This window comes from Sorangium sp. So ce1335 (assembly GCF_051521615.1).
Lineage (GTDB): Bacteria > Myxococcota_A > Polyangia > Polyangiales > Polyangiaceae > Sorangium.
Genome location: NZ_CP150363.1, coordinates 8,203,696 through 8,218,845, shown reverse-complemented (window position 1 = coordinate 8,218,845; position 15,150 = coordinate 8,203,696). Strand labels below are relative to the sequence as shown.

The following is a 15,150-nucleotide window of genomic DNA, read 5'->3' as shown; positions in this document are numbered from 1 at the left end:
CCTCGGAATGAGGGGCCGGAAGATCGGCGAGGGTATCGGCGAACAAGGCATTGGCCAGAGGAGAGCACGAGTCGGGCGCGTCGCGAGAGAGGCGCTGGGGGCCGAGGGGTGGAGAGGGTTGGGAGGGGCGATGTGCTGTGATACCGAGAGGAGCGGCGTGCCCGGCGCCGCGGGCAGCGGGCACGGAGCCGGCGAAGGGCTGGCGAAGGGGGGCGCGGGGCGCAGGAGGGGGAAACTGTCGCGCAGCACACGTAAAGGGTGCGCGAGACGGCACCGAGGCCGCGCAGGAGACCACCGGGGCTGCGCAGGAGCCCGGCGAGTGTAACAAAGGACACCAACGGGTGTGCGCAGGAGGGGCACGGGGCCGCGTAGGACGGCGGCGAGTGTTGCGTAGGACACCAACGTGGGTGCGCAGGAGGGCGCCGAGGCTGCGCAGGAGGGCGCCGGGGCTGCGTAGGAGGGTCGATGGGGCCGCGTAGGAGGGCGGACGGGCTGCGCAGGAGGGTCAAGGGGCCGCGCAGGAGGGGCGGCGGGGCTGCGCAGGAGGGCCGACGGGGCCGCGTAGGAGGCCGCCCGGGGCTGGCCGAGGGCCGACGGGCTGTAGCGGGCCACGAGGACTCGCAGATACTGGACGCGAACTCCGGAAGCCGAGGGGCCGAGCGCCGACGGCGCCCCTTGCTCGATGCGCCGAGCGTTCGTGCCGTGCTTGGGCGCGCCAAGGGGCAGCTTCGCCGCCCGCTTCGCGGCGATGCCCTTGACGCCGAGCTCCACCGGGGCCGCGCGCTCGCGCTCCCCCGCACCGGAGTCACGGCGCGGTTAGCTTGAACTCTGGGAACCCGAGCCACTCCTCTGTGAGCCACGAGAGCCGGCCCGCACTCTCATACTTGACGAGCATCGACGGGATCAAATAGAGCGCGCTGTACAGCGCCTGGATCCCATCGATACCGGCTCCGTGGGTCTTATGGGTATCCCCGGCTCCAGCGACTTCTACGTCAGCGACCCAGCACCGAAAGTGGGCGCTGTACTCGGGGGCCCATACTCGAACTCGGATGCTCTCTTGCGTCCCGCTCGGAACTGTCAGCTCCAGGGTACGTTCCGCGATCACGTCCGGCATGCCCCAGCAGCTAGCGCGCTCGTCGGCGATGTCAAGCATCCTGGCTCAACAGGACTCAAGGCACTTCTTCTGCCCGTTTCGTCGCGCCTGCTCGCAGATGCTCCGGACAGCGTTGATCAGGATGAGCGGTGAGCCGGGGTGGAGCGTGTTGCCCTGGCCTTCAACGACATACTGCCCACCTCCGGCGAACCCGTCGATGAGCATCAATTTAAGCGGTACAGTGCCACCCTTGGTCAAGATAGGAATGTACCGCTCTATGTATTCCCTCAGGATTGTATGCTTCGCCAAGCTGTGGGCCCCCAGCGTCGCTGGGCCGTCAGACCAATCGTATTTCGCCATGGCGCGTTCCTACTCCGCCGCCATTGCCCGACGCTGGAACTGGTCCCGGATCATTGCAAGCCGCTGCGCGCGCACCGCCGCAGGCGGCGGCGCGGCCGGTTCGATCGCAGGGTACTCGTCGTACGTTCGCTTTCCAAGCTCCCTGCCGGCGCGTGATTTTTGGACCCCTCCCCACTGCTTGAAGAAGAACGGGACGCCCGCCTCTCGGCACTGGTCGCGGAGCGAGATCACCCAACGCTCCTCCATGGGACGAGCCCTTGGACCGCTCTCACCGCCCACGATCACCCAGTCGATTCCCTCGAGATCGATCCGGCCCAGGTCTTCGAGCAGCGGCTCGATGGAGAGGAAGCGCACCTCCGCTGGAGTCCTGCGGAGCTCGTCGATCCTCGGAACGCCGTAAGCCCGGTCCTCCACGCTCACCCCAAGCCAGATATGCTTGCGGCGAACGAGCTCGGGTGGCATCTGCGACGTGAGCGTGCGGAGGCGTGCCGCACGCTTGGTGAGCATCTGGTAGATGTGCCAATCTGCGGAGGCCATGACCTCGAAGACCTGGCGGACATACTCCTCCGGGACTTCGTCCTGGAAGAGGTCGCTCATGGAGTTGACGAAGATCCTGCGCGAGCGGCTCCATCGGAACGGCTCGAAGAGCTTCTCGGGCACCAGCCGCAGGTCGAAGCCTTGCTCGTACGGATGGCCAGGCACGCCCCGGAAGCGTTCCGCAAAGATCTCCGCGTAGCAGTGCTTGCAGCCAGGGCTGATCTTCGTGCAGCCGCGGAGGGGGTTCCAGGTCGCGTCCGTCCACTCGATGGTGCTGCCGTCGCTCATGGCTTGCACAGGTGTACAGTATCGACCCGGGGGGCGGCAAGTGGGGACGCTGACGCGGGGCGTGCGCCCGGTGCGTCAAGCCCGCACCAGCTCTCGATGCGCGAGGCGCACCTCCTCGGCGTCCGTGGCTTCCCCGGATGCACACGAGCCGACGACGGAGATGGAGGCGCCTGCCGCTCGCCTCAGGCGGCACGACGTGAAGGTTAGAAGTCTGCAGTTCGGGGTGGCTGTCGACAGCGTGGATGCGCGTGTCCGGTACAGCGCACCTTGCCTCTCTCGCGGTCATGGACCGCTGCGAGCGTCGTCACCGGTTGCGGCGCTTTTCTGGGCAGAAAACGAGAATTTTCGTCGCTCGATCGCAATGGATGGCTCGAAACACACGGCATTTCTGCACGCTCGACCGCGTCGGCGTGGTGGTATGAAAGCAGCGCCGCGCTGGATGGGCCAGCGCGGCGCTGTGGTCCCCCTCGCTTGCTCCGAGGTGAGCTGTGCGCGCTGCCATTCCACGGGTCCATCCGCGGCGAGCGGCGGCCCTGGCCGTCGTCCTTGCCTCCGCGCTGCCCGTACAGGCCGCGGCCGCGGACCCTCCTCCCCGGTCCCGCGAGGTCCAGGAGCTCATCGAGGAGGCGGAGAAGGCCGCCAGGCGGCTCGACCTCGCCCGCGCCCGCGAGCTCTGGGCGCGGATCAACGAGCTCGAGCCCTCGACGATGGCCGTGTGTCAGCTCGGCGTGTTCGACCTGCGCCTCGGCCGGCTCGAGGAGGCCGCGGCCGAGCTCTCCACGTGCGTCGCGAAGATGCCCGCGCCGACCAACGACGTCGAGCGCCGCCGCCACGAGGTCCGACGCGCCGACCTTGCGGCCGTCCGGCAGCGCGTGGCCGAGCTCCACGTGAGCGCCCCGCCGGGCACCGCGCGGCTCCTGGTGGATGATCGCGAGGTGAGCGGGGGCGGCCCCGTCTTCGTCGCCCCTGGGCAGCACGAGGTCACGGCGACGGGCAAGCAGGGGCAGGTCGCCCATGCGCTCGTCAAGGTGACGGCGGGAGCGTCGCGGCGCGTCGCCCTCGCCTTCGAGGCCCCGAAGGCCGCCAGCGCGCCAGCGCGGGCGCGCAATCCGTGGATCCTCGGCTCCGGCGCGGCCGCCTCGGCGGCCCTGCTCGGCGCCGGCGTCGGCCTTCACCTGGCCGGCGACGCCGCGGAGACCGAGACGGCCGCCAAGGTGTCGCGCCTCTCGGACGGCTCGATGCTCCCGAGCAGCGCGCAGTTCCGCGAGACCTACGACGAGGCGCACGCGGCGAACACACGAGCGGGCCTGTTCCATGGCTTCGGCTCGGCTGCGCTCGTCGTCGGGGCAGCGGTCGGCGCCGCGACGGTCGTCTATGCGGTCTGGCCGCGGAAGGCCGAGATCCGCACGAGAGGCGCCGGCGCGGAGGTCAAGCTCGTATGGTAGCCGCCGGCGACGTCTGGGAAGGCCACGAGCTGCTCAACGAGGAGCGCGGCTTGCTCCGTCACTTCCTCGCGCGGCAGGTCGGCGACACGGGGGCCCTGGTCTGGTTGCACCTCCTCGAGGGCGCGCGTCTCGATGCGGGCCTGTTCGCCGAGGAGATCGCGCGCCTGCAGCGCCTCGCTGACGAGGTCCAGGAGGTCGTCCCCGTGCTCTACGGCGGGGTGAACGGCGACGTCGCGTGGGCCGCGTCGCCCGTGCTCGACGACGCGATGCCGCTCCTCGACGCCACGCGCGGAAACGACCTCGGGCCGGCGGATCTCGAGGTGCTGATCGCCGTCGGCCGCTGCCTCGTGCGTGCTCATGAGCTGTCCTTCATCCACGGCGCCCTCAGTCCCGACCGGATCTTCGTCAGGGGCGATGGCCGATACGCGATCACCCACTTCGGGTTTGCCCGTCTCTTTCAGCTCGGCCCGGACGACGCTCGCCACGACCCGTACGGGTACGCACCGCCCGAGCTCTTCTCGGGAGGTCAGCTCGGACCTCGCGCGGACGTGTACGGCTTCGGCACGGTCATGTACGAGCTCTTGTGCAAACGCGCCCTCTCGCCGTGGGCCCGCCCGCCGAGCTTTCCCAGCGGGATCCCTCCGGTGCTTCAGGCGATGATGCAAAGGGCCCTCGAGGAGGACCCCGATCGACGACAGCCGTGCATCGACACGATGCTCTCTGTCCTGATTCCCTTTGCCCGCGCGTGGGAAGAGCATGGCGCACCGCCGGGCCCTGCCCACGCGGACATCTTCGCCGAGCCGTCCGGCGCTCGGCACAAGCCGGACGAGGTCGCGCCCGTCCTCGTGGAGCACGAGGCGAGCGCGTTCGCCTCGGGCGAAGAGGGAGGGCGAGCTGGAGAGCTCCCCACGCCGCGCCCTTCCGACGTTCCCGACTCGGTCAGGAGCGTGCCGCCGCGGGACACGGCGGACAGCGCCAACGACGTGTCTCCGGTCGCCATGCGGTGCCCTCCCGACACGCCCGCCACCCTCAGGAGCGCGATCCCGCCGCGGCACGCGCGGGATGACGTCACGCACGCGCCTGCGGTCGCGCTGCGGTCGCCTCCAGCGCCCGAGGTACCGGACCTCGAACCGATGCTGCCGGTTCCGCCGGTGCCCTCGACGCCTCCGCATTCTCCGGTGCTGCCCGTACCGCCGCTGCCATCGAGCCCGCCGCGTTCGAGCCGCACCCCGGGGCGACGCTCCCCCCCGCGCTGGTTCGGCGCGGTGCTCGCGCTGGCGTTCGTGGCGGGGAGCGTGGCCGCGGTGCTGAGGTGGGAGCCCCCGCGCCACGCAGTCCCGCGCGTGGGGCCAGCGGTCCAGGCCGCGGCGCGTCGAGCCATCCCGCCGCCCTCAGCTCGACCGATCGAGCGATGTCCTGAACCGATGCCAGAGGCCTCCCCCCCGCCCGTCGCGGCGCGGCCACGCACGAGCCGGCCCGCCGCTCCCACACCGCAGACCAGGAAGACGCCGGCGCAGGAGCCCGATCTCTGTGATGGTCTGCTCCCCTGTCAAAACGTCTTTTACTGAGCAGCGCGAGGGGGCCTCATGCGGTCGACATCTTGTTTTGCCTTCAGCATGGCTGCGCTGCTCGGTTGCGGGGAGGACCTCGAGATCCCCACGCCCCGGACCGATGACAACCCGGTGTTGCTGTGGGTGGGCGACACGCCAGATTTGCCCATCTGTCCGGGAGGTCGGCTCGACTACTGGGAGGGATGGGCCGCTGTGAGCACCGACCCTCAGTACCAGAACGAATGCGGGACGTGCGCGTGCAGCCCTGCGGCATGCGTCCTGCCGGACAGCGTGAACACGCACGAGGCGCCTCTCTGCGCTGACGAAGGGGTCAAGGCTCACTTCGCCGGTGCAGCCGACCCGCCGGGGCACTGCGTCAAGACCTCGCCCCTTGTCCCTGGCGACGCGTTCGCCTCGGTCACCATCAAGCCACCTACAATGGCTCCCAGTTGCGATCCCTCGAAGCAGCTCACTCCACCGCCCCTCAGCGGGCGCTTCGCACGAGCTTGCCCGTGGACCGGTGAGTACGTTGCCTCCTTCGATGGGCTAGTGTGTATCGCACCCGAGCACGACGGCTCGTGCCGGCCGGGCTTCTCCGCGCGCTTCGAATTTCAGGAGAAGATCAGAGACGCTCGTACCTGCACGCCATGCGAGTGCGGCGCCCCCGTCGGTGGAAGCTGCGTGGCGGATGTGCTGCTCTTCAGCGACACGAGCTGCTCGGACATGCTGATCTCGATCAATGGAATCGGTACAGAAGAGGAAATCTGCTACGGCGCACCTGCTGATTCGCCTCTGGCGGGCGTGCGCGTGGTGTTCGCACACGACGAACCGGGCACGTGCTCGCCAACAACTACCGTCTCTTTGGTGAACGGCACGATTGAGAGCGGCGAGACCCGAACATTCTTGCCAGTTCGCAGCCTCATGGGGCCACCTGACGGCGTTTTTCGCAGGGTCATGGGGCCACCCCAATCGCAGGAGGATGGGGCCACCCGCGCGGGGGCGTGACCCGGTTTTCGCAGGGTCATGGGGCCAGCTTCCGAGGTTTTTCGCAGCCTCATGGGGCCAGCTCGGGACGCCGCGGTCGGGATCTGAGACGGGCTCCTTCCGACGACGGCGCGGGTCGCCGTCGGAAGGAGGCCGATGCCCTACCGAGAGCTGATCATGGTTGACATCAAGGAAATGCTCCGCCGTCGTGCGGCGGGGCAGAGCGCGCGTCATGTGGCGCGCGAGACGGGGTTCGATCGCAAGACGGTCGGCAGGTACTTCGAGGCCGCAGCGACCCTGCCACTGCCACGCGACCGCGAGCCGACGGACGAGGAGGTTCACGCGATCGCCCAGCGCGTGCAGGCGCGCCCGGTGCCTGATGCGAGCGATGAGTGGAGGCAGGTCGACGCGCATCGAGCACGTATCGAGGCCTGGCTAGCCCAATCTCGCCCGCTGAAGCTGCGGAAGATCCACACGCTGCTCACGCGCGACTACGGCGTCACCGCGAGCTACGACACGCTCTGGCGTTTCGCCAGGGAGGAGCTCGCGTGGCGCAAGAAGATGCCGACGGTTCGCGTCGCGGACACCGAGCCCGGCGAGGTCGCGCAGATCGACTTCGGCCTGATGGGTAAGCTGTTCGACCCAGCGACACAGCGGGTTCGTAACCTGTGGGTGCTCGTGGTGACGCTCGCGTACAGCCGCTACCAGTTCGTGTGGCCGTCGTTCGAGCAGACCACCGCGGCGGTGTGCGCAGGCCTGGATGCGGCGTGGAGGTTCTTCGGCGCGATGGCGCGCGTGATCCTCCCGGACAACACGAAGGCCATCGTGCTTCGCGCTGACGAGCTCGCGCCCGTGCTCGTGCCGGCGTTCCTCGACTACACGCAGACGCGCGGGCTGTTCGTGGATGCCGCGCGAGTCAGGTCGCCAAAAGACAAGGCGCGTGTCGAGAATCAGGTCGCGTACGTGCGCGAGAGCTGGTTCGACGGCGAGTCGTTCACCAGCCTCGACGAGGCGCGCGCGTCCGCTGAGCGGTGGTGTCGCGACGTCGCCGGTGCGCGTGTCCACGGCACGACGCGCGAAGTGCCGCGCGAGGTGTTCGAGACGCGCGAGAGGAGCGCCATGAAGCCGGCGCCGACAGCGCCGTTCGACGTACCGCACTGGACTGACGCGAAGGTGCACCCCGACCATCACGTGCAGGTCCTCCGGTCGCTCTACAGCGTGCCGACGCGCTACGTCGGCAGCACGGTGCGCGTTCGCGCCGACAGCGTGTCCGTGAGGATCTACGCCGGCACGCAGCTCGTGAAGGTGCACGCGCGCGTTGCGCCGGGCAAGCGCTCCACCGACCCGAGCGACTACCCCGTGGGCAAGGACATCGCGGCCGAGCGCGATGTGGCTTCGCTCATCGCGAGCGCGAAGAAGTGCGGCGTGCACGTCGGCATCTACGCCGAGCGGCTGCTCGATGTGCCGCTACCGTGGACGCGCATGCGGCTCGTCTATGCGCTGCTGCGGCTGTGCAACAAGTTCGGCAACGGGCGCGTCGAGGCGATCTGCCAGAGCGCGCTCGCGTTCGATGTCGTCGACGTGCAGCGCGTGACGCGCATGCTCGAGACGGCGAAGACGCCCGCGTCACCGCCCACGGATGAGCGCAAGGTCGTTGCGCTCCCCACGCCGCGGTTCGCGCGCAGCACCGAGCACTTCGCGACACGCACGCTGGCGGCTGCCGCGACGAAGGAGGAGGCGTGATGAGCTCGAGCGAAGTCGACCCCGCGCTCGTCACGGCGCTCAAGCGCCTGCGCCTCGGCCGCATCGCAGCGACGTTGCGTGAGCGGCTGCTGCTGGCCGAGAAGCAGTCGATGGGGCACGAGGAGATGTTGCTCATGCTGCTCACCGACGAGATCGCGCGCCGCGAGGCGAGCGCGACGGAGAGCCGCGTACGCGACGCCGGGCTCGATCCCAACATGCGCCTGGAGCTCTGGGACAAGACCGCGAAGGTCAGCTTCGACAAGCGTCTGCTCGGTGGGTTCACGAGCCTGCGCTTCCTCGAAGAGCACAAGCACATCGTCATCCTCGGCTCGGTCGGCGTGGGCAAGACCTTCCTCGCGAACGCGCTCGGACACCTCGCGTGCCAGCACGGCTACAGCGTGCGTTTCCTGCGCGCCGACGCGATGCTGCGCAGGCTGCGCCAGAGCAGGCTCGACAACTCACGCGACGCCGAGATGGTCGCGCTCACGACCGTCGACCTGCTCATCCTCGACGACTTCGCGCTCGAGGCGATGAGCAAGGAAGAGAGCCGCGACGTCTACCAGCTCTTCCTCGAGCGCACGGGTCACGCGTCGATGATCGTCACGAGCAATCGCGACACGGCCGAGTGGCTCGCGATGTTCGACGACGTGCTGCTCGCGCAGAGCGCCGTCGATCGGTTCAAGAACGCGGCGTTCGACTTCATCGTCGAGGGCGAGTCGTACAGGCCACGGCTCAAGCCGAAGCTCGACGAGAGCAACACGGCCGCGCCGGTTCCCGCGCGCAGCAAGCCGCCCAGCCATCCACGCAGCAAACGGCGATGACCGCTGCCGCCCCGGCGAGGACGTCGATCCCGGGGCCGCGCCGCTGACCCCCTCGCTCCACTCGGCGCGCCTCGCCCACCCTCGTCAACGTGACCGTGAGGGGCGCCGGGGGCGGGGTGGACGTTCCTGCTGCTGAGCGTCGCGATCCCTGCGCCGGAGCTCTCAGGGGGCCCGGGTGGCCCCATGACCCTGCGAAAAGAGAGACGTCGCCGGTCGCTGCGCGCCCGGCTCCGGGGACCTCGACACGCTTCGCGGTCTCGGGCATGGTCGAGGCCGATCACGTCGTCTCCCCCTGGCCCCATGACCCTGCGACGGGGTGGCCCCATGACCCTGCGACGTGGCAATTCTGCTGCTCCAGCGCGGACGTGGTGGAGGTGATTCATGGCAATGCTGACGATTGACCAGGGCCGTGGGGTAGCTGCCGTGATGCGCTGGGTTGCACCCTCCGTGCTGGCCGCATGTGTGCTCATTGGCTGCTCTTCGCCGGTGCCCGACGACCTGCCAGATCCAGATCCAAGCCAGCTCATCCTGCTCTACGGCGGTCAACCGGAGTACGCTCCACGATGCGAGGGCAAGGTCTTGTGGGAAGGGTGGGCGGGGACGCCCGGGCCGGTCGAATGCGAGCCTTGCGAGTGTAGCCCATCCTCCTGCGTGCTCCCGCAGAGGGTGCTCCTGCACTCCTCGTCCCGTTGCTCCAGTAGCGACCTCGTCGATACGATCGATGCGGGCAGCAGCTGGGATGGGACATGCTTCCCTCTTACCCACCCCATTCCCAGCGATTCCTACGCTTTTGTGACGATCGAGCCGCCGCCGGTAAGTCACTGTGAGCCTGTCTCTCCGGTGCCTGCACTGCGGCGGACCAACATGGAATTCATCCGGGCGTGTGAACCGGATCTAGACTTCGTCCCCACGGCGTTCCTTTACTGTTACCCCCCGCAGGCGAACGGAGAATGCTGGGACTCCTACCGGAGGCGGCGGGAGATCCCCCTCTACAACGACACGCGCACGTGCAGCCCGTGCTCCTGTAGCGAGCCGAGCCGCGACAAGTGCCGCGTACAGACCACGGTGTACTATCAGGCAGACTGCTCCGAAGAGCTCGGAGCCGTTTTCATTTCCGGGCTGGATGGCCCGCTCTGCACGGATACGATCGACGGACAGATCGGTGCGATTCGGTCTATCCTCGTGAAGGACGAGCCTACCTGCACCCCCTCGACCGACTCCAAGGTGGTGAGCGGCGAGCTGGAGCCCGGCGACACGCACGTGCTCTGCTGCAACCGTTAGGACCGCCCCCTACTTCTGGACCCGGACGTTCACGTGACGGGGAAGCGGCCGAACCTGCGCTCGCGGTCCTCGTCGTCGGGGCCGCGACCGAGCTCGGCGAGGTGTAAACGGCGGCCGCGCCCGCGTGACGAGCACGGCGATCGCGCCGAGCTCGCGCGCTTCGAGCTCGCCCAGGTTGCCCGCCAGCGATGTGAGCGCTTGTACTTGGAGGAGACGACCCCTGGCCGAGGGGCGCCCCCATGGCGCGCCCCGTGCCGTAGGCGCCGAGCGCTCCGCGCTCGGCCAGCCTAGGGACTGCCGCTTTTCAGCCGATTCGCCAGGAAGCTCAAGCTCCAAGCGACCATGGATGCCGGCGGCTCGCCTTCACCGTCCCACGAAGCGGCCAGCGCTTCGAGCTCGCGCCTGGCAGCTTCGAGCTCGCGCCCGGCAGCGATGCCGCGGGGAGTCTTCAGCGATTCAATTTGCGGCCGAGCACTCGCAAGCGTCTCCAACAAATCTTCCTTGCGCAGCACGCCATCAACTGTCGCCACGAAGAAACCGCCCTGCCTCTCTCGATCCAGAATCGAAGGAGCGCACGCGATGTGGCAGAGCGCCGCAAGCACAGCAAGCACCGCAATGAACGGTTCTGTCAGGCTACTCGCATCGATCTTCACGCCAGGCGTACCCACCTCACACGGCGAAGGACGCATCCACTCAGAGCTGTCTGTGAACAGGCAGTCACACAATCTAGCGTTCCCGAGAGTACGCAGGTTCACTGCCACGTCCGGCACGAGCACGAGCCCGACCTCTGTCGGCATGCGTTCGCAACCGAAGGTCGTTTCGATGTCGCGCACGACCCACTCTGCGTATGGCGCCTCGTCGGCCGACAGATCGAAGTTGACACACGCCTCCGTGAACGTGGCATTGTTTAGCCTGTCATCGCACGGGTTGAGCAGAAACTTCGGATCGCGCGGACTTCCGGTAATATGAAAATGGACGCCGCCGAAATCAACCATGAATCGCTCTGGCCGCCTCACGACCTGAGCCAGGCGCCAGCTGTATACCCAGTAGTATGGGACCAGGAAGCCAATGTGAAACCACAGCGTTCGACTGTCGGCCACATCCGGCAGAGAGATCGAGAACGAATAGCAGGCGTCCAGGGATCCCGAAGGAAGATAAAGCGAGCCGTTCATCACCATCGACGAGAATCGATCATACATTCGTTGCAGCAGGGCATGCCAGCGCTCGTCCTTAGCCGCGCTCCGCCGCGCGGCTACCAGCCGGGCGTATTCTTCGGATTCATTGTAGCGATCGATATCAGCCTGTTCAATGAGATCGATCCCACGCGGATAATACCTGTAGACGACGTCCAGCAGCTCTTTGACGCTGTGCTTCATCGATTCATGATCCTCGCGCCCCGCCTCATGAGCGCCTGTTCCTGCCGCGACAGCTCCACCGGCGGCGACCATCGTTCCATCCGTGCACCTCCGGAAGCGGACGGGACCATGAACCGGCGAGACCGTCGAGCCTTACATCGGAGCGCCATGAATTGTCACAAAATCAACGTAAACGATGCTTACACCGGTTCCACCCAAGTCCAGACGCCCGAGAAGAGGCACACGTAGATCGTCGCCTCGCCCATCGACGCCCAGTCCATGGCCACATCCGGCACCACCTCGTTCCCGAGTTCCGGCGGGATCGACTGGTAGCCGGGGTACGTCGCCTCGATCTCCCGAGCGATCTCGCGCGCCACCGGCTCCTCCTCGGAGAGGCCGGGGAGGTGGATCCCATAGTATGGCCCGAGCAGGGACACGTGGAAGCTGAGCGCCGTTTCGTCGGTAAGCCAGATGCGGGCAGAGTACGCGGGGTCGCCCCCCCCCGACAACAGGTGGAGCGACTCGTTCTGAAGGCGGTATCGATCCCCCAGGCGGCGGATCATCATTTTCCACGTCGGGTACTCCGCCCGGCCGCGGTTTGCGGCTTCCACCAAGCGGCGGTGCTCCTCCGTGTCGTCGTAGAAGGGCTCATTGGGAGGTACGTGAACGCGCGCGAAGTTATGCACGCCCCGCGGGTAGAATCGGTAGACGACGTCGAGCAGCTCGGAGCGAGTTACCATCGTCATTTCGTCACCGTGGCCCCGAGCCCCTTGTACTTGGACTTGAACGCCGCCCGCGCCGCGAGGATGAACCTTTCGCAGAAGATCCCCGGCGGTAGCTCGTAATCCATGCGGTTTGCGACCTCCTCCGTAACATCCTCGCTGAAGCTGGCTGCAAGGCTTGGATCGATTCGCCCCATCAACACGGTCCGGAGCGGCATGCCGATGGTAAAAGCACAGGACCAGCTCGCGACCTTATGCGGGATATTGAGGCTCTTGAACTTCAACTTAGCTCTAGCCTCTTGCCACCCGCCGCCCTCATCCTGGCCGTCATCCTTGATAGTCGTGACAAAGTTGAAGTCCGACGGAACAAAATCTACGTAGATAAAGTGGGCCATTCCAGGCTTCGGGCACTTCGAGCTACATGCGCCGCTACAGCTCAAGAAGGTCGCTCCGTCTCCGGCGATGTCGCCGACTCCGGGACACTGGTCTCGCGGGCTCTCCGGGCTAGTTGTCGTCGGGGTCCCCGAGCTGTCGCTCGGTCTCTCCTCTTTGTCTTCGAGCTCCCACTCGTTGCAGGCGATCTTGCGCTCGCTGCCGTCGTTCGGGCCGTCCGGCGGCTCCGCCCCGAAGTCACCGGATCCCGCGGAGGTGTAGACCGGGCGGGGCTCCGAGCCTGGACCGGCACCTGCACCCGAAGTTCTTTCCCCGACGGGGTAGCAGTCTCCGATCGTCCAGTTGCACGCCGCCAACGCCCAGACCGATATTGCCACGATCAACAACAGAAATCTTTTCGCGTTCATTTAGCACTCCATCGAAGCACAGGGCCAGCGACAACGACGACGGACACGTAGCCCGGGAGCACCAGACTGCCCCGACCGACCCAATCCACGTTGGCGCTCACCGACACCCCCAGCGGTCCAGCAACGTACGCGTTGGTCTGCGCGTGGCCGCCTACGGTCAAGCCACCGACGCGGCCGCACAAGGTGGTGCCGCACGCCGGCATGAAGTAGAACGCGACCGAGGGCCCCGCGCTGACGTTGCCGTCCTCCCACGCGTACCCGAGATCAACCGAGGTCTGGTTGTAGAGCCCGGGCCCGTCCTCCTGGATCGGGGGTAGGATCGTGCACAGGTCGTGCACCGTGAACAGGACGTCTCGCTGGATGGGCCACGCGATGCCCGCGTGCGGCCCCACCGCGAGGCGCGGAACGGTACCGGCCTGGAGCCACCCGAGGCTCACACCGGCGCTCAGCTCGTACGCTTCTACGCGCCCCGGAACAACAAGGAGCGGGAGGACAACCCCTGCTGCCCATGAGATCCGCCGCTGTGACGCCCTCACCGTCTCCCCCCGGTTGGAAACCTTCGGCCGCTGCGCGATGAGCGCTGAGCACCGCGAGCCATTTCTCTGAGCGTGATGTGGGCGTCAAAGACAAATTTCGCGATGAAACCGGAATGTATGCGGGTCGCCCGTCCCGGGCGTGCGCAGGGGAGCACGCGGTTGCACGGCGCGGGGGGTCGCCAACGAACCGGTCGATGGCGGCCGGCCACCGGCGCCCGATGCATCCCTCGACCTTCGCGGCCGCGCCGCGCCCCGGCAAAGGTGACAACGACGGCCCCGCTGAGCGCCGGTGTCCAGTCACCAGGGCCCGACGTCGGCTCGAGCGCGAACGCCCGCTGACGGCCCGTCGAGAGCCCGGGCGCGCGTTCGCGCGTTTCGCGCGCTCAAGGGTCGGATCGATGGACACGGACGCTGCCCCCTTGCGTTCGGAGCGGCCGGGAACAAGGGAGAGGCCGTGGGCCTGGAGGATAGAAGATAGAACCGCCGTGTGAGCCCGCTGGTACGCGGGCGCTTCACAGGACCTGGCTCGGCGGTGCCCCTGGATTCGATGGGCCCAGAAACAAGGAATCGCGATGAACTTTCCGGATCGCTCCCTTCTCCCGGAGAACCAGGACAAGCTCGTCATCTCGGTGGCGCCGTACGGGCCGGAATGGGAGCCGGCCGATTATCCGGAAGACATCGCGGTGACGATGGAAGAACAGATCCAGAAGGCGGTGGACTGTTATTCCGCGGGCGCCACCGTGCTGCACGTGCACGCGCGCGAGGCGGACGGCAAGGGGTCCAAGCGGCTGTCCAGGTTCAACGAGCTCCTGGCGGGGCTGCGCGACGCGGTGCCCGAGATGATCCTGCAGGTCGGCGGCTCGATCTCCTTTTCTCCGGAGGGCGAGGGGGCGCAGGCCAAGTGGCTGAGCGACGACACGCGCCACATGCTGGCCGAGCTCTCGCCGAAGCCCGACCAGGTCACGATCGCCATCAACACCACCCAGATGAACGTCGTCGAGCTGATGACCGAGGACGACTATGCCGGCAGCTCGTTCGCGCGGCCGGAAGTCTACGAGGCGTACCGCGAGATGACCGTGCCGGCCGGCCCCGCCTGGGTCGAGGAGCACCTGAGGCGTCTGTCGGCAGCGGGCATCCAGCCCCACTTCCAGCTCGCGAACGTCCCCCAGCTCGAGACCGTGGAGCGCCTGATCCGCCGCGGCGTCTACACCGGACCGCTCAACCTCACGTGGGTCGCCATCGGCGGCGGGTTCGACGGGCCGAGCCCCTACAGCATGATGGAGTTCGTCCGCCGCGTGCCCGACGGCGCCTGCCTGACGGTGGAGTCCCTCATGCGCAACGTGCTGCCGATCAACACGATGGCGATCGCGATGGGGCTCCACGCCCGCTGCGGCATCGAGGACACGCTGTGGGGACGCAAGGGGCAGCACATGACCTCGGTGCAGCAGATCGAGCAGCTCGTCCGCATCGCGCGCGAGCTCGGCCGCGACGTGGCGGACGGCAGGGAGGCCCGCCGCATCTACAAGATCGGCGAGACGTACCGGGACGCCGACGAGACGCTGTCGAAGCTCGGTTACGCGCCCAACCGCAAGGCGGGCGAGCGCGGCGCCCCGCGGCGCGAGGCGGCCTAGCGCC

14 protein-coding genes are annotated in these 15,150 nt (G+C 67.6%); 7 read left to right on the top strand and 7 right to left on the bottom strand.

The features are described 5' to 3' along the window. Nucleotides 1-805: 805 nt before the first annotated feature. From WMF24_RS30270 to WMF24_RS30260, 3 genes are read right to left on the bottom strand one after another with little or no spacing between them, the layout of a single operon-like run. A complete protein-coding gene (locus WMF24_RS30270) occupies nt 806-1,153 on the bottom strand; it encodes a DUF6968 family protein (RefSeq protein ID WP_437730887.1) in 348 nt (115 codons plus the stop codon). A 6-nt stretch (nt 1,154-1,159) separates the two neighbouring features. Then, a complete protein-coding gene (tcmP, locus tag WMF24_RS30265; RefSeq protein WP_437730886.1) occupies nt 1,160-1,453 on the bottom strand; it encodes a three-Cys-motif partner protein TcmP in 294 nt (97 codons plus the stop codon). A 9-nt stretch (nt 1,454-1,462) separates the two neighbouring features. Continuing rightward, the gene (locus WMF24_RS30260) at nt 1,463-2,278 is read right to left on the bottom strand and encodes a DUF5131 family protein (RefSeq protein ID WP_437730885.1); all 816 of its coding nucleotides are present in this window, start codon (nt 2,276-2,278) and stop codon (nt 1,463-1,465) included. 488 nt (nt 2,279-2,766) lie between these two features. On the opposite strand from WMF24_RS30260, the gene WMF24_RS30255 reads away from it, so the two are divergent. From WMF24_RS30255 to WMF24_RS30230, 6 genes are all read left to right on the top strand, one after another. After that, the gene (locus WMF24_RS30255) at nt 2,767-3,723 is read left to right on the top strand and encodes a hypothetical protein (protein WP_437730884.1); all 957 of its coding nucleotides are present in this window, start codon (nt 2,767-2,769) and stop codon (nt 3,721-3,723) included. Then, on the top strand, nt 3,717-5,291 hold the full coding sequence (locus WMF24_RS30250) for a protein kinase domain-containing protein (RefSeq protein WP_437730883.1): 1,575 nt from the start codon (nt 3,717-3,719) through the stop codon (nt 5,289-5,291). Before WMF24_RS30255 ends, WMF24_RS30250 begins: the two co-directional genes overlap by 7 nt. 663 nt (nt 5,292-5,954) lie before the next feature. Beyond that, nucleotides 5,955-6,278 carry a hypothetical protein gene (locus tag WMF24_RS30245; protein WP_437730882.1) on the top strand — a complete coding sequence of 108 codons (324 nt, stop codon included), beginning with the start codon at nt 5,955-5,957 and terminating at the stop codon, nt 6,276-6,278. A 156-nt stretch (nt 6,279-6,434) separates the two neighbouring features. Beyond that, entirely contained in the window at nt 6,435-8,000 is a 1,566-nt protein-coding gene (istA, locus tag WMF24_RS30240; protein ID WP_437730881.1) for an IS21 family transposase, read from the top strand. After that, entirely contained in the window at nt 8,000-8,821 is an 822-nt protein-coding gene (locus tag WMF24_RS30235; RefSeq protein ID WP_437730880.1) for an ATP-binding protein, read from the top strand. The genes istA and WMF24_RS30235 overlap by 1 nt, the downstream gene beginning before the upstream one ends. 864 nt (nt 8,822-9,685) lie before the next feature. Next, complete coding sequence (locus WMF24_RS30230; protein ID WP_437730879.1) at nt 9,686-10,102, top strand: hypothetical protein; 417 nt, start codon at nt 9,686-9,688, stop codon at nt 10,100-10,102. A 287-nt stretch (nt 10,103-10,389) separates the two neighbouring features. Here WMF24_RS30230 and WMF24_RS30225 read toward each other — a convergent pair whose 3' ends face one another. The 4 genes from WMF24_RS30225 to WMF24_RS30210 form a co-directional block, all read right to left on the bottom strand. Continuing rightward, a complete protein-coding gene (locus tag WMF24_RS30225; protein WP_437730878.1) occupies nt 10,390-11,478 on the bottom strand; it encodes a hypothetical protein in 1,089 nt (362 codons plus the stop codon). 179 nt (nt 11,479-11,657) lie between these two features. Beyond that, nucleotides 11,658-12,203, bottom strand: coding sequence for a hypothetical protein (locus WMF24_RS30220; protein WP_437730877.1), 546 nt, complete (start codon nt 12,201-12,203; stop codon nt 11,658-11,660). Further along, the gene (locus tag WMF24_RS30215; RefSeq protein ID WP_437730876.1) at nt 12,200-12,979 is read right to left on the bottom strand and encodes a hypothetical protein; all 780 of its coding nucleotides are present in this window, start codon (nt 12,977-12,979) and stop codon (nt 12,200-12,202) included. Before WMF24_RS30215 ends, WMF24_RS30220 begins: the two co-directional genes overlap by 4 nt. Further along, nucleotides 12,976-13,416: a hypothetical protein gene (locus WMF24_RS30210; protein WP_437730875.1), complete on the bottom strand. Its 441-nt coding sequence runs from the start codon at nt 13,414-13,416 to the stop codon at nt 12,976-12,978. The genes WMF24_RS30215 and WMF24_RS30210 overlap by 4 nt, the downstream gene beginning before the upstream one ends. A 671-nt stretch (nt 13,417-14,087) precedes the next feature. Here WMF24_RS30210 and WMF24_RS30205 point away from each other — a divergent pair. After that, nucleotides 14,088-15,146 carry a 3-keto-5-aminohexanoate cleavage protein gene (locus WMF24_RS30205; protein ID WP_437730874.1) on the top strand — a complete coding sequence of 353 codons (1,059 nt, stop codon included), beginning with the start codon at nt 14,088-14,090 and terminating at the stop codon, nt 15,144-15,146. Nucleotides 15,147-15,150 lie beyond the last annotated feature (4 nt).

Coding starts and splice junctions, on each gene's coding strand:
- WMF24_RS30270 (WP_437730887.1), bottom strand. CDS start 1,153: ATGCTTGACATCGCCGACGAGCGCGCTAGCTGCTGGGGCATGCCGGAC.
- tcmP (WP_437730886.1), bottom strand. CDS start 1,453: ATGGCGAAATACGATTGGTCTGACGGCCCAGCGACGCTGGGGGCCCAC.
- WMF24_RS30260 (WP_437730885.1), bottom strand. CDS start 2,278: ATGAGCGACGGCAGCACCATCGAGTGGACGGACGCGACCTGGAACCCC.
- WMF24_RS30250 (WP_437730883.1), top strand. CDS start 3,717: ATGGTAGCCGCCGGCGACGTCTGGGAAGGCCACGAGCTGCTCAACGAG.
- istA (WP_437730881.1), top strand. CDS start 6,435: ATGGTTGACATCAAGGAAATGCTCCGCCGTCGTGCGGCGGGGCAGAGC.
- WMF24_RS30235 (WP_437730880.1), top strand. CDS start 8,000: ATGAGCTCGAGCGAAGTCGACCCCGCGCTCGTCACGGCGCTCAAGCGC.
- WMF24_RS30230 (WP_437730879.1), top strand. CDS start 9,686: ATGGAATTCATCCGGGCGTGTGAACCGGATCTAGACTTCGTCCCCACG.
- WMF24_RS30225 (WP_437730878.1), bottom strand. CDS start 11,478: ATGAAGCACAGCGTCAAAGAGCTGCTGGACGTCGTCTACAGGTATTAT.
- WMF24_RS30220 (WP_437730877.1), bottom strand. CDS start 12,203: ATGACGATGGTAACTCGCTCCGAGCTGCTCGACGTCGTCTACCGATTC.
- WMF24_RS30215 (WP_437730876.1), bottom strand. CDS start 12,979: ATGAACGCGAAAAGATTTCTGTTGTTGATCGTGGCAATATCGGTCTGG.
- WMF24_RS30205 (WP_437730874.1), top strand. CDS start 14,088: ATGAACTTTCCGGATCGCTCCCTTCTCCCGGAGAACCAGGACAAGCTC.